Origin of the sequence: Bartonella sp. AD24XZML, assembly GCF_042196485.1 — a bacterium.
Taxonomy (GTDB): domain Bacteria; phylum Pseudomonadota; class Alphaproteobacteria; order Rhizobiales; family Rhizobiaceae; genus Bartonella.
Window position 1 is genome coordinate 1 of the sequence record NZ_JBHIQH010000041.1, and the last position, 13,292, is coordinate 13,292.

Here is a 13,292-nt window from a genome sequence, read left to right on the forward strand (position 1 = left end):
AAAAACAACAAATTACCACGTATTCCTACCTAATCCCACCTTTTCCCACTTAGTACAAAACCTACTGTCAAACTACAATGAGGTCTTTTCGTAGTCTTTGTCTTTCTGTGAATATGAAAGCCTATCAAGCGTGAATCTGTAAGCGGCTTTACACCAAAAGCTGGTTCAAAAATACGTTCAGTTTTTCGCCCAGTCCAATAATAAAAAGTTTCCTTTTCCTTTGCTTCATGAAAAAAACCATATCGTTTTGCTAATCGTGAAATACCATCATTGCCAAATATTGTAACGCCAAGATTTCCCGGTAAAATCGGCATTTTTTTCCTCTTTAACCAGAACGGTCTCCAAACACGACGCTTAAACCCAAGCCAATGAGGAATAATTTCTGTGCCAGCCCAATAATCCTCAAATATTTTTATAATAGGGTTATTGGGCGGAAAATAAAGTGCAGAAACGCCTACTCTTATATTATTTTCTCTTACCAACCAAACCTTATCCGCATCTGGATGAAATTGTTTAACAAGGTAAACATCTGTATCTAACCAAACACCTTGTTGATATTTCATCAGCATAACACGAAAAAAAATCCGAGAACTGAACAATTGTACACCCTAGTTTATCATCAGAAAAATCGCGATCAAGGCGATAAATTGCTGAGCGTGGTAAAATTGATTCGGCTTCATGCAGCTCAACACCAGCAGGGAGATTATCTATTTTTTTATCATAACTAAAAAGCTTAACTCGCTGTCCAGTTTTAACCATTGAGGACAAACAAAGCCTATCCACCAATCTTAATTGTCCACTATACCAAAAAGTACAAATATCCATAGATAATATATCAAAAATATTCTAAACTTACGCGAAAGAGTTGTTCAACATCACGAACCCTATCAGCAAGAGCAAAAATCACTATTCTATCACCAGACAAAATACGCGTATCTGCCGAAAGCTGTATTATTGTCTTATTGCGATAAATTGCACCAATTCTCAAACCATCTGATAAATTGAGCTCTGATAATGACTTACCAACCAATGAAGATGTTTGCATCACTTCAGCTTCAATAATTTCTGCTCGGCCATTAAAAACTGAATGAACAGAACGAATACGCCCACGGCGCATTTGTTGCAAAATTCTCGATATTGTAACACTATGGGGATTAAGATATGCATCCACACCAACAGCACGACTAAATTCTTGATAGGCAACATTATTAATCAATACCATATTGGCTTTGCAGCCCAATCTTTTAGCAATAATAGCGCTTAAGAGATTAACCTGATCTTGATTGGTCAATGTAATCATTAAATCGGACTGATCAATTCCCGCATCTTGAAGAATCACTGGATCTAACACGTTACCGTATAAAACTGTTGTTTTTTCAAGCTGATCAGCAATTGTGAGGGCTCTTTCTCTATGCGCTTCTATAATCTTCAATTTTAATTTATGGAAACGCTTTTCAATAGCCTGTGCAACATAAAGGCCAATGTGACCACCCCCTGCAATAATCATGCGGTGGGCATCTTGTTCTTTATGACCAAAAAGCCCAACAGCACGACGCATCTGTTCACGAGAAACAACAAGATAGGTTATATCACCAACGCGTAATTGCGTTTCTGAATGTGCAACCAATAATTCCGCGCCACGTTTAATAGCAGTAACCGTCGTATGAAGATCTGGAAAAAGCTCTGTTAATTGACGCAAAGGTGTATTAATAACTGGACAATCTTCCATGCATTCCAAAGCTAGTGCCACAATATCATCATTACAAAAATAAAGAACATCTATTGCACCAGGTAAAGCAATACGGCGCAAAACCATTTCCCCAACTTCAACTTCTGGCGAAATAACCACATCAATGGGAATATTCTCTCTGGAAAAAAGCGTCTTATAACGTGGTTCTAAATAAGATTGTGAGCGAATACGAGCAATTTTTGTGGGCACATTAAATAATGAATGTGCTACTTGGCAAGCTACCATATTAACTTCATCAAACAAAGTGACAGCAATCAACATATCAGCTTTGTCTGCATCTGCTGCCAAAAGAACTTCAGGCCGTGAACCGTGACCAACAAAACCTCTCACATCCAATGTATCGCGAATCTTTTCAATTAATCTCGTTTCAATATCAATAACAGTAACATCGTGATTTTCAGCAGCAAGACGCTCTGCTATCCCATAACCAACCTGTCCTGCTCCACAAATAATAATACGCATCGCTTTAAGAAACTCCAAGCGCTTTAAGTTTACGGTGCAAAGCTGAACGCTCCATGCCTATAAATTCAGCAGTACGTGATATATTTCCACCCAAACGCCCAATCTGCGCCACTAAATATCTCTTTTCAAATAATTCTCGAGCTTCACGTAACGGCAAATCCATTATACTTTCATCTGAATCCATTTGAAGACGTGGCAAAGAATCACTTACTTCACTGGGAAGAAAGTCCGCTGTTATAGGACCATCACCATCTCGCACAAGAATAAGAAGACGCTCAATATTATTACGTAATTGCCGCACATTACCCGGCCAAGCGTGCGTTTGCAAAATAGCAATCACATCATCACTGATTGCACGCGGTTTAATCCCAACCTGCTGTGATATTGTTTTTACAAAATGATGTACAAGTTCTGGAATATCTTCACGACGCGCTGAAAGGGGCGGAACAACAATAGGAACAACGGAAAGACGGTGAAAAAGATCCTCCCTAAAGCGCCCATCAGAAATGAGGTTTTCAAGATTTTGCGCTGTCGAAGAAATGATACGGACATCCACCTTAACACGTTTTGTGCCGCCAATTCTCTCAAATGTTTGCCCCGTTAAAACTCGAAGAATCTTCCCTTGAGTCTCACGCGGCATGTCAGCAATTTCATCAAGATATAAGATACCGCCATGAGCTTCCTCTAAGGCACCGATTTTACGCTCTCTTCCCTCCATTTCGCTGCCAAACAGCTCTATTTCCATTCTTTCTGGAGTAATCGTTGCAGCATTTATTGTAACAAATGGCCCATTCGAACGCGTTGAGAGCGCATGAATAGTTCGTGCAACAGTCTCTTTTCCTGCCCCTGAAGGACCTGTTATCATGATGCGACTATTGGTTGGTGCTACTTTTTCTATGATTTGACGCAAATTTTTTATAACTGTCGATTTTCCGAGCAACTCTAATGTCTCGTTCGAACGCTTTCGCAATTCTAAAAGCTCACGTTTTAAATTTGAATTTTCAAGTGTTCTCTCTGCAACCAATACAAGTCTATCAGCTTTAAAAGGTTTTTCAATGAAATCATATGCCCCTCGCTTTATAGCGGAAACAGCCGTCTCAATATTACCATGACCAGAGATCATAACGACCGGAAGAGCTGGATATTGTGTTTTAATTTCATCAAGCAGTGCTAAACCATCGAGACGGCTACCCTGTAGCCAAATATCCAAAAAAATGAGCTTTGGAATACGCTCACTAATTTGAGCCAATGCTTCATCAGAGTTACAAGCAACACGCGTTTCATAACCTTCATCATCTAAAATACCAGCAACAAGCTCACGAATATCTGCTTCATCATCAACAATCAAGATATCTGATACCATACTATTCCCCTATCTTATGATTTATGGCTTGTATAATATTACCCTGCTTACCCCCATCCGCTGGAAATATCAAACGGATCATCGCACCACGACCTTCATAAAAACTCTCCGGTGCATCATGAAGCTCCATGAAACCACCGTGATCTTCAATAACTTTGCGCACAATAGCTAACCCCAGCCCTGTTCCTTTTTCCCGCGTTGTTATATAGGGTTCTAATAACTTTTGTCTTTGCTCTTTAGGAAGTCCTTTCCCGTTATCAACAACATCCACAACCACCCATTCTTCCTGACGATAAGAACGGATAAGAATATGACCGTGAATATTTTCCTCTCGCATAACTGAATCTATGGATTCGCTCGCGTTTTTGATAACATTGCAAAAAGCCTGTACAATGAGACGGTTATCAAATGCACCCATAAGTGGTAGAGTTCCTAAATCTTGCTCAAAATGAATATCATGTCGCGTCACTTCTATCAAGAAACATGCTTCGCGCAACAATTCTCGTATATCTAAAATATGCATTTTGGGTTTGGGCATACGTGCAAAAGAGGAAAACTCATCAACCATACGCCCAATATCTCCAACCTGCCGAATAATTGTGTCAATACACCGCTCAAAGACCTCTCTATCTTGTGTAATAGCTTTGTTATAACGTTTACGAATGCGTTCAGCGGATAACTGAATAGGTGTAAGAGGATTTTTAATTTCGTGTGCAATACGCCGCGCAATATCCGCCCACGCCGCTGTACGTTGCGCTGCAACAAGGTCTGTAATATCATCAATTGTTAGAACCCAAGATTGTCCCTGTCCATCATCCTCCTCCATCGTAACTTGGACATTACAGACACGCTCTTTTCCTGCAACATTTAAAGTGACCTGCTCACGATGGTTTTTACGATCCAATGAACGCACAAACTGAAAAACCTGCCAAATTTCAGCGCTTAAAGATAAAAGACTTTTTCCAACAACGTGCTCAGAGCGAATATCAAACATCGCTTCAATAGACCGATTGATAATGGTGATATCACCATTATCATCTATACCTGCTACTCCCGCTGTTACACCCGATAATACAGCTTCAGAAAAACGCCGTCTTTCATCAATTTGATCACGCACTGCAATCAATTCATTACGCCGACTTTTCAATTCACTGACCATGTAATTAAAAGTTTTGGATAATTGCCCAATATCTCCATCTTTTGCTCGTACTGGCACGAAAATTTCCATATTTCCAGAAGCAACATCATCGGCAGCACTAATGAGAAGACGAATAGGACGTACTAAGCGATCAGCAACAGCAATAGCAGCCCAAATGGCTGATAAGAATAAACTAAAAAAAAGACACAAATAAAGCATACCAAATGCAATCTGTGTCAGCAGGCGATTTTCATTTAAATCACGATAACGATCTGTATTAACTTCTGTCAAACGCAAAGCAGATAAAACACCTTTATCAACGTCACGCACCAAATATAAAAATGTGTTTGGAATATTGGTAAATTTTAAAATAATACCAAAATAATCATGAACGCCTGGTTGAAAAGAAAAAGGGCTCGCACTGGTTGCACGTTCAATAAGATGAGAAGGAGGAATTGGCAGTTTATCTTCATCACCAAGAGCACTCGATACAAAAATAGCTCCGCTAGAACTTAACAAAAATGCACCACGCAAATTGCGTCCTAGAGCATGACGCGTCAATTGCATCCTATATTCAGCTGGATTACGTTCTAAGAGTTTTTTGTTATCAAGTGCAAATGCCATCGCGTAGGATAAATTTTTTAAATTTTGAAGCATTTCATCTGCATAAGCATTTGCTAAATCAATAGAAGAGCCCACAATTTGCCGCGTTGTTGTATCAAACCATCGATCAAGTCCCAAATTTAGTGCTGGACCCGATACAAGAGCTACAGCAACAGCTGGCATTGTCGCAACAAGTGCAAACAATGAAATAAGGCGCACATGAAGACGCGATCCTGCACGCCTTGAACGCCAAGCACGAATGATCGGTATCATCTCATAAAAAACGATGACAATAAGCCCTAAAACCCAAAAACTATTAATTCCTATAAGAATAAGGGTTACTGTTCTACTGGGAACAACAGGAGTTAATCCAATAAGAATAATAAATGAAACAGAGGCCGTAAGTAAAGCCAATACAATAATTGTAATCCCTAAAAAAATATATACCTTACTTAAACGATACAACTCATCGTTATAAGTATTTTTATCTATGTCTTGAAGATTCGTCACAGATGTTATATTCGTCATGAGCTTACATACCCTTATCCCATTATTCTCATATAACCTTTTGTAGCAAAAATTGACAATACTAATACTACATTTAAAATAGGGCAAATATAGTCAACGAGAAAAAACTTCTACATTTTGCAAAATATCTTTAAAATAGACTGTGTTCGACGATACTTTACGAAGGAAATGAGATGCGATTAACAAAACAAACAAATTATGCTCTTCGAATGCTCATGTATTGTGCAGATAATCAGGGAACTCTCAGTCGTGTTCCAGAAATTGCTAAAGCATATGCCGTTTCAGAGCTTTTTTTATTTAAAATCCTTCAGCTGCTTGTTCAAGCAGGTTTTATACAAACAGTGCGTGGACGCAATGGTGGAGTTAGATTGGCTAAACCCGCAGCAGAGATTTCAGTCGCGGATGTTGTGAAAGTAACAGAAGACAACTTTTCCCTCGCAGAATGTTTCGATACTGCAGAACCAACTTGCCCCTTGTTTGATTTTTGTGGTTTAAATACCGCACTTCAAAAAGCATTAAATGCTTTTTTTGAGGTGTTATCTGTGATATCCCTTGCTGATCTACAACAACCATCCTTTCAAAATCATTTTAAAATTAATGACAAAAAGCAAACTAAGATTATAATACAAGGAGATTAAGTATTTCTATTGCAGCAATAATATTAGCCGCTGGACGGGGTGAAAGAGCAGGATCTCCCCATAAAATTCCAAAACAATATCGGCTTCTAGGACAAAAGCCAATTATTTATCATACCGTGCATTGTTTTTTGCAGCATCCAGCTATCACAACAATTATTCTTGTTATTCATCCAGAAGATCGTCAAATCTGTGAACAAGCTATTGGCGATTTTAAAGAGCGCCTTATTATCGTTGAAGGAGGCAATACACGTCAAATCTCTACCTTATATGGACTTCAGGCACTCAAAAAATTTGCCCCCCAATATGTGCATATTCATGATGGTGCACGCCCTTTTATCGAAAACAAGCTTTTTAATAACATTCACAACACTATCACGCCTCAAGAAGGTGTTCTTCCTGTTCTGCCCATCTCTGATACCCTTAAACGTATAAATAATCAGCATGTTTTAGAAACAATTCCCCGTACCCATCTTTATAGTGCACAAACTCCACAGTGTTTTCCCTTTGAACATATCTTAGCGGCCCATAAACAAGCAAAACAAGCTTTCAAACAAGAATTCACTGACGATTCTGCAATTGCCGAATGGTTTGGAATTCCTATGCGTACCGTTCCTGGGGATCCTAACAACATAAAAATTACATGGCATGAAGATTTTAATACTGCACATTTATATCTCCAAAAGAAAATGCAAATATTTCCTGATATTCGCACCGGCAATGGTTATGATGTTCACTCTTTTGAGGATGGTGATTTTCTTATATTATGTGGTATAAAAATCCCTTTTCATAAAAAATTAAATGGACACTCCGATGCGGATGTTGCTCTTCATGCATTAACAGATGCCCTTCTTGCAACTCAAGGTGCTGGAGATATCGGTACACATTTTCCTCCCTCTGATCCTCAATGGAAAAATGTATCATCAGAAATTTTTCTCCGTCATGCTCTTGATATTATAAAACAAGCAGGTGGTCGTATCGCCAATGTTGATATCACAATTATCGCTGAAAATCCTAAAATTGGTCCCTATCGTCATGCCATGACAGAAAACCTTATGACAATACTTGCAATGACACCTGATCGAATCTCTATCAAAGCAACAACAAATGAACGGCTTGGATTTATTGGTCGTGGTGAGGGAATTGCTGCCCTTGCAACAGCGAGCGTCCTTTATTCAGGAAAAATTCCCCAATGACATATCTTTGTGAAAAAAAAGCACATGAAGTCCTTAATACTTTTCGCCAAAAAGGTTTACTGTTAACAACTGTAGAGTCTTGTACAGGAGGACTCATTGCTGCAAGCCTCACAAATATTGCAGGATCGTCAGATGTTCTCGATTGTGGATTTGTTGTTTATTCAAATGAATCTAAAACACGCCTTGTTGGCGTTTGTGCTGAACTTATAAAAACCTATGGTGCCGTTTCAAAAGAAGTTGCTCTTGCAATGGCTGAGGGTGGATTAAAACATTCACAAGCTGACATTGCAGTTTCTGTAACAGGAATTGCTGGTCCAGGAGGTGCAAGTCTTGATAAACCTGTAGGACTTGTGCATTGCGCAGTAGCTTATAAAAACCACTCGCCCCTGCACAAAGAAATGCACTTTGCTCATCTTAATCGCAATGCTATCCGCCATGCAACTGTTGAAAATGCTTTTCAAATGATTCTGGAATTGCTTCACTGAATTCCCCATACTAATTTCAAAATTCTTTATTCCCCATCGAGTCTATAATCATCAACATCTTGAAAAGTTTTTATTGTATCACAACTTGAAAATGAACGATCTGAATAGCGTAAAGTTATCTCACTTCAGTCCTGTGTAGGTTGAATTAATCAAATTTATTCACTTACACGCCACAAGAGAAAAAACTGTATAAATAAAATGATTAAAGAAAGAGACACTTGTACTTCTCTCAAGTGCTAAGAGCTGGCGCGCAACATCTTGAGAGATGGCAAATAAATGATGCAGGAGGACTTCTTCATAAGTGTACAGATGTAGATTTTATATACTTTTACGAGAATATATACTATTTATTATGAGCACTATTATGAAATGGGTATGACGCAAGCATGTTCTATTTGGGCGTTCTGTTTAACGGATGTGCATCTATTAAAAAAGAGAGAAACAAAAGCATGAAGCTGTGCATCATCTTCATCATTTAAAATGATGTTCCTTCAATATGCTTTTGACAGCTGAATTAAAAACAAATAGTAAAGATGGAAACCGGTTTTCACCTTCACGCTGTTATAAGCAATACGTATTGTTAAAAAATAACAGAACAGACTATGTTACCGTAGAGCCATAAATCTGATGCGCACGCTTCTCAAAAGCCTCGGTAAATTTACGAAACGCAATATCAAACATTGAGCCCATCACTAATCCAAGCGTTTTACTTTTAAATTCATAATCAATAAAAAACTCTACATTACATGCATTGGTATTTTCAATATCATGAAAGGCCCAACGATTTTCAAGATATTTGAATGGACCATCAATATATTTAACTTCTATAAGACTTTTTTCCGGCTGAAGAAATACTTGAGTCGTAAAAGTTTCACGAATAATCTTATAGCCAACGGTCATATCCGCAAGAAGCAATATTTTTTTTCCATATTCTTTTCGAGAACGTATTATTAAAGACTCACACATTGGTAAAAATTCAGGATAACGCTCAATATCTGAAACCAGATCAAACATTTCACTGGCACTATGGGTGATCTGCCGATGTATTGTAAAAATCGGCATAATTATCTCTGTAAGGAAAATTTTTCATCACGCGCTTTTTGCAAAATGGCAAAATCATCTCCAGCATGATGAGATGAACGCGTTAAAGGATTGGAGGCCATATGTAAAAATCCTTTTACTTTACCAATCTTGGCAAAAGACTCAAATTCTTCAGGAGGCACAAAACGAACAACTGGATGATGTTTTCGTGTAGGCTGCAAATATTGTCCAATTGTCATAAAGTCAACATCAGCAGCGCGCAAATCATCCATCAATTGCAAAACTTCATTTCGCTCCTCCCCAAGGCCAACCATAATTCCCGATTTTGTAAAAATTGTTGGATCAAGTTCTTTAACACGTTGTAATAAACGAATTGAATGAAAATAACGTGCCCCTGGACGGACCTTCAAATATTTAGAAGGAACTGTTTCTAAGTTATGATTAAAAACATCAGGCTTAGCAGCAACAACAACTTCTAAAGCGCCATCCTTATGACGAAAATCAGGTGTAAGAACTTCAATTGTTGTTTTAGGATTTTTTTTACGAATCGCATAAATAACTTTTGCAAAATGCTCAGCACCACCATCAGCAAGATCATCACGATCAACAGATGTAATGACAACATGTTTTAATTCCATCCGTGCAACAGCATCAGCGACACGTTCTGGCTCATTATCATCAACGGCAAGTGGAATACCTGTTGCAACGTTACAAAAAGCACAAGCGCGCGTACATATTTCACCTAAAATCATAAAGCTAGCATGCCTCTGGCTCCAACATTCGCCAATATTAGGACAACCAGCTTCTTCACATACAGTCACTAACTTATGCGTACGTACAATACCATGTGTTTCCTTATAAATTGGTGATGTTGGCGCTTTTACACGAATCCAATCTGGCTTTTTTTGAACGCTTGTATCAGGACGATGTGCTTTTTCAGGATGACGCAATCGTCTATTTGCAACTCTATCAACAACCGTAACCATTTAAGCCTTTGCCTTATAAATACGAAGTAACAATCAAAAATATAAAATTTTTCATACAATCCAGTCATCAAGCGTTTAAAACTTGACCATAAGCATCCAATACACTTTCTTTCATCATTTCCGATAAGGTCGGATGTGGAAAGACAGTATGCATTAATTCTTCTTCTGTTGTTTCAAGATTCATAGCAATAACAAAACCCTGTATCAATTCTGTTACCTCAGCCCCTACCATATGGGCCCCGAGAAGCTGTCCTGTTTTTTTATCAAAAATCGTTTTTACTAACCCCTGATCTTCACCCAAAGCAATCGCTTTACCATTCGCAGCAAAAGAATAACGACCAATACGTATATCATAACCTGCTTCTTTTGCAGCCGCTTCTGAAAGCCCTACAGAGGCAACCTGTGGTGTACAATATGTACACCCTGGAATTTTTCTTTTATCAAGCGGATGAGCACTCTTCAAACCTGCAAGATGCTCAATACATATCACACCTTCTTCTTCTGCTTTATGGGCCAACATAGGAGGACCTGCTACATCACCAATAGCATAAATGCCTTCCACCCCCGTCCAACTCCATTCATCAGTTACAATGCACCCGCGATCGGTTTTTATTCCCAAAGCTTCTAAACCAAGATTCTCAATATTACCTTGCACCCCAACAGCGGAAATCAACCGGTTAACAGTCATTGACTCTATTTTACCTAGAACATCAATATGTACACTTACAGAATCGGAAGATTTTTCAACCTTTGTTACTTTTGCTTGACGAAGAATGCGTAAACCTTTTTTCTCTAACTGTTTACGAGCAAACGTTGAAATTTCAATATCTTCAGCAGGCATGATATGGGGCATCATTTCAACAACAGTTACTGTCGCCCCCATATCATGATAAAAAGAAGCAAATTCAATGCCAATAGCCCCAGACCCTATAACCAAAAGCGATTTTGGCATTGCTGGCGGTATCATAGCTTCGAAATAAGTCCAAATGAGTTTTCCATCTGGCTCAATACCAGGAAGGACACGAGGACGTGCGCCCGTTGCAATAATGATATGCTTTGCTTGATAAGTTCCCTCCCCTAACGTCCCTTTAGGGACTGGATTTTGCGGTTGCATAATCGGTTTGGAGGATGAAGAAACCATAATTTCCGCAGGAAGGCTTCCCTTTGCTTCTTTAGTAAGCTTTGCTTCACCCCAGATAATATCAATTTTGTTTTTTTTCATTAAAAAACCAACACCAGCATTTAAACGTGCTGAAACACCCCGTGAACGTGCCACAACATCTTTGATGTTTGTCTCAATTGAACCATTAATTTTTAATCCATAATTTGTCGCATGTTCAGCAAAATGTTTCATTTCCGCTGAACGGAGAAGGGCCTTTGTTGGAATACATCCCCAATTTAAACAGATCCCTCCCAAATGTTCACGTTCAACAATCGCAGTCTTAAAGCCACATTGTGCTGCACGAATTGCGGTTACATATCCGCCTGGACCTGATCCAATCACAATTACATCATAAAGATTTACCACAGTAATTCCTCCATGGATATATATAAAATGGATATGCATTTTTTGAACTTAAGTCTGTAAAAAAACATGACAGAATTATCTTATGTCTTTTGCTTTAAACTTCACGCAAATGCTTTATCCAAACCAGAAATAGCAATAACATTGCTCTTTAAACTCTTTAAATTTGTTTCTATTCTCTTAACACGCTTTCTCACAATTTACGTGAAGAACTGTTAAACAGTTCAAACCAACATTGCTAATGGATTTTCAATCATCTTCTTAAAAGTCCGCGCAAGCTCTGCTGCTAAAGCACCATCGACAACACGATGATCCGCAGAAAGCGTAACTGACATAACTGTCGCAACAACTAATGCACCATTTTTAACAACGGCGCGTTGCTCCCCTGCACCAATCGCAAAAATCGTCGCATGCGGTGGATTAAGAATAGCCGAAAAACTTTTTATACCATACATCCCCATATTTGATACAGCTGTTGTTCCACCCTGATATTCTTCCATTTTTAACTTGCCCTCGCGCGCACGCTTTGCAAAATCCTTCATCTCTTTGGAAATAAGTGATAACGGCTTTTCCTCTGCATGGCGAATAATCGGTGTAATTAATCCATTGGGAATAGAAACAGCAACCCCAACATCACAATGTTTATGATGAAGCATCCCGCCTTCAAGCCAAGAAACATTCGCATCAGGAATCGCTTTCAAAGAAAGTGCGACAGCTTTGATCACCATATCATTAACAGAAAGCTTATAAGTAGGCTGAGTTTCTTCCTGCCCCTTAACCATTGGAGCAGCAGCATTTAGTTGTGTACGCAGTGCTAATAGCGCATCAAGTTCACAATCTACCGTTACATAGAAATGTGGGACTCTCTGTTTTGATTCCACCAAACGTGTCGCGATTGTTTTACGCATATTATTATGGGGAGCGAAGCTATATTCATCCTCTTTGAAGAGTTTCAATATCTGTTTGTCCGAAGCACCTGTAGCTATTAGCTCCCCTATCGGTGAGGAATAAGACACTTTAGACATATCGCTGCTCACAGCTTTTTCTACATCGCGCTTAATAATACGCCCATGCGGACCACTTCCAGAAATAAGGGATAAATCAAGACCTGCCTGAGATGCTAATCGCCGCGCTAAGGGAGAGACAAAAAGACGAACTTCCTTTTTATCTTGCTGTATTAATTGCCCAGTTGATGATTCATGAGACATTTTTATTCCCTTTGAGTCCGTTTGTTTCAGAGAATCTGTCTGTTTGATGCCCTCTGGTTTTTGTCTTGTAGAAGAAGAGATTTCTTCTGTAACTTTTGCAGCTTCAGCTAAATCTTCACCTTCTTCTGCTAAAACAACAATTAAAGCATTTACTTTAACGCCTTGTGTTCCAGCAGGAACAACAATTTTAGCAACCCTACCTTCATCAACGGCTTCGACTTCCATTGTCGCTTTATCCGTCTCAATCTCAGCAATAACATCACCCGAGGAAACCTTATCTCCCTCCTTAATATTCCATTTTGTTAAATTTCCCTCTTCCATCGTAGGGGAAAGCGCTGGCATTGTAATTTTAATGGGCATTATGCTTTCCTC

General features: G+C 38.9%; 10 protein-coding genes and 1 pseudogene. 3 read left to right on the plus strand and 8 right to left on the minus strand.

What is annotated here, in order from left to right; genetic code table 11:
• Window positions 1-29: 29 nt before the first annotated feature.
• The 4 genes and pseudogenes from ACFIMX_RS03520 to ACFIMX_RS03535 all read right to left on the minus strand — a co-directional run bounded on the left by ACFIMX_RS03520 (window position 30) and on the right by ACFIMX_RS03535 (window position 5,844).
• Window positions 30-825 (minus strand): annotated as a pseudogene (locus ACFIMX_RS03520) (hypothetical protein).
• Between the two features lie 10 nt (window positions 826-835).
• Window positions 836-2,212 carry a Trk system potassium transporter TrkA gene (trkA, locus tag ACFIMX_RS03525; RefSeq protein ID WP_375611279.1) on the minus strand — a complete coding sequence of 459 codons (1,377 nt, stop codon included), beginning with the start codon at window positions 2,210-2,212 and terminating at the stop codon, window positions 836-838.
• A 4-nt stretch (window positions 2,213-2,216) separates the two neighbouring features.
• The gene (locus ACFIMX_RS03530; protein ID WP_375617700.1) at window positions 2,217-3,575 is read right to left on the minus strand and encodes a sigma-54-dependent transcriptional regulator; all 1,359 of its coding nucleotides are present in this window, start codon (window positions 3,573-3,575) and stop codon (window positions 2,217-2,219) included.
• 1 nt (window position 3,576) lies between these two features.
• On the minus strand, window positions 3,577-5,844 hold the full coding sequence (locus ACFIMX_RS03535) for an ATP-binding protein (protein WP_375617699.1): 2,268 nt from the start codon (window positions 5,842-5,844) through the stop codon (window positions 3,577-3,579).
• Between the two features lie 173 nt (window positions 5,845-6,017).
• Between ACFIMX_RS03535 and rirA the strand changes: the two genes are divergently transcribed.
• Genes rirA through ACFIMX_RS03550 form a run of 3 tightly spaced genes read left to right on the plus strand, consistent with a single transcriptional unit; the run spans window position 6,018 to window position 8,160 of the window.
• A complete protein-coding gene (rirA, locus tag ACFIMX_RS03540) occupies window positions 6,018-6,482 on the plus strand; it encodes an iron-responsive transcriptional regulator RirA (protein WP_375639430.1) in 465 nt (154 codons plus the stop codon).
• 2 nt (window positions 6,483-6,484) lie between these two features.
• The gene (locus ACFIMX_RS03545; protein ID WP_375639435.1) at window positions 6,485-7,675 is read left to right on the plus strand and encodes a bifunctional 2-C-methyl-D-erythritol 4-phosphate cytidylyltransferase/2-C-methyl-D-erythritol 2,4-cyclodiphosphate synthase; all 1,191 of its coding nucleotides are present in this window, start codon (window positions 6,485-6,487) and stop codon (window positions 7,673-7,675) included.
• Window positions 7,672-8,160, plus strand: coding sequence for a CinA family protein (locus ACFIMX_RS03550; RefSeq protein WP_375617698.1), 489 nt, complete (start codon window positions 7,672-7,674; stop codon window positions 8,158-8,160). Before ACFIMX_RS03545 ends, ACFIMX_RS03550 begins: the two co-directional genes overlap by 4 nt.
• Before the next feature lie 600 nt (window positions 8,161-8,760).
• Here the strand turns inward: ACFIMX_RS03550 and ACFIMX_RS03555 are convergent.
• The 4 genes from ACFIMX_RS03555 to ACFIMX_RS03570 form a co-directional block, all read right to left on the minus strand.
• Entirely contained in the window at window positions 8,761-9,222 is a 462-nt protein-coding gene (locus tag ACFIMX_RS03555) for a type II toxin-antitoxin system RatA family toxin (RefSeq protein WP_273791149.1), read from the minus strand.
• Between the two features lie 2 nt (window positions 9,223-9,224).
• Window positions 9,225-10,187, minus strand: a complete 963-nt coding sequence (gene lipA / locus ACFIMX_RS03560) for a lipoyl synthase (RefSeq protein ID WP_375639429.1) — start codon at window positions 10,185-10,187, stop codon at window positions 9,225-9,227.
• A gap of 67 nt (window positions 10,188-10,254) precedes the next feature.
• Window positions 10,255-11,715, minus strand: a complete 1,461-nt coding sequence (gene lpdA / locus ACFIMX_RS03565) for a dihydrolipoyl dehydrogenase (RefSeq protein WP_375639428.1) — start codon at window positions 11,713-11,715, stop codon at window positions 10,255-10,257.
• Window positions 11,716-11,936: 221 nt separating this feature from the next.
• Window positions 11,937-13,280 carry a pyruvate dehydrogenase complex dihydrolipoamide acetyltransferase gene (locus ACFIMX_RS03570; protein ID WP_375639427.1) on the minus strand — a complete coding sequence of 448 codons (1,344 nt, stop codon included), beginning with the start codon at window positions 13,278-13,280 and terminating at the stop codon, window positions 11,937-11,939.
• Window positions 13,281-13,292: the final 12 nt, after the last annotated feature.

Coding starts and splice junctions, on each gene's coding strand:
- trkA (WP_375611279.1), bottom strand. CDS start 2,212: ATGCGTATTATTATTTGTGGAGCAGGACAGGTTGGTTATGGGATAGCA.
- ACFIMX_RS03530 (WP_375617700.1), bottom strand. CDS start 3,575: ATGGTATCAGATATCTTGATTGTTGATGATGAAGCAGATATTCGTGAG.
- ACFIMX_RS03535 (WP_375617699.1), bottom strand. CDS start 5,844: ATGACGAATATAACATCTGTGACGAATCTTCAAGACATAGATAAAAAT.
- rirA (WP_375639430.1), top strand. CDS start 6,018: ATGCGATTAACAAAACAAACAAATTATGCTCTTCGAATGCTCATGTAT.
- ACFIMX_RS03550 (WP_375617698.1), top strand. CDS start 7,672: ATGACATATCTTTGTGAAAAAAAAGCACATGAAGTCCTTAATACTTTT.
- ACFIMX_RS03555 (WP_273791149.1), bottom strand. CDS start 9,222: ATGCCGATTTTTACAATACATCGGCAGATCACCCATAGTGCCAGTGAA.
- lipA (WP_375639429.1), bottom strand. CDS start 10,187: ATGGTTACGGTTGTTGATAGAGTTGCAAATAGACGATTGCGTCATCCT.
- ACFIMX_RS03570 (WP_375639427.1), bottom strand. CDS start 13,280: ATGCCCATTAAAATTACAATGCCAGCGCTTTCCCCTACGATGGAAGAG.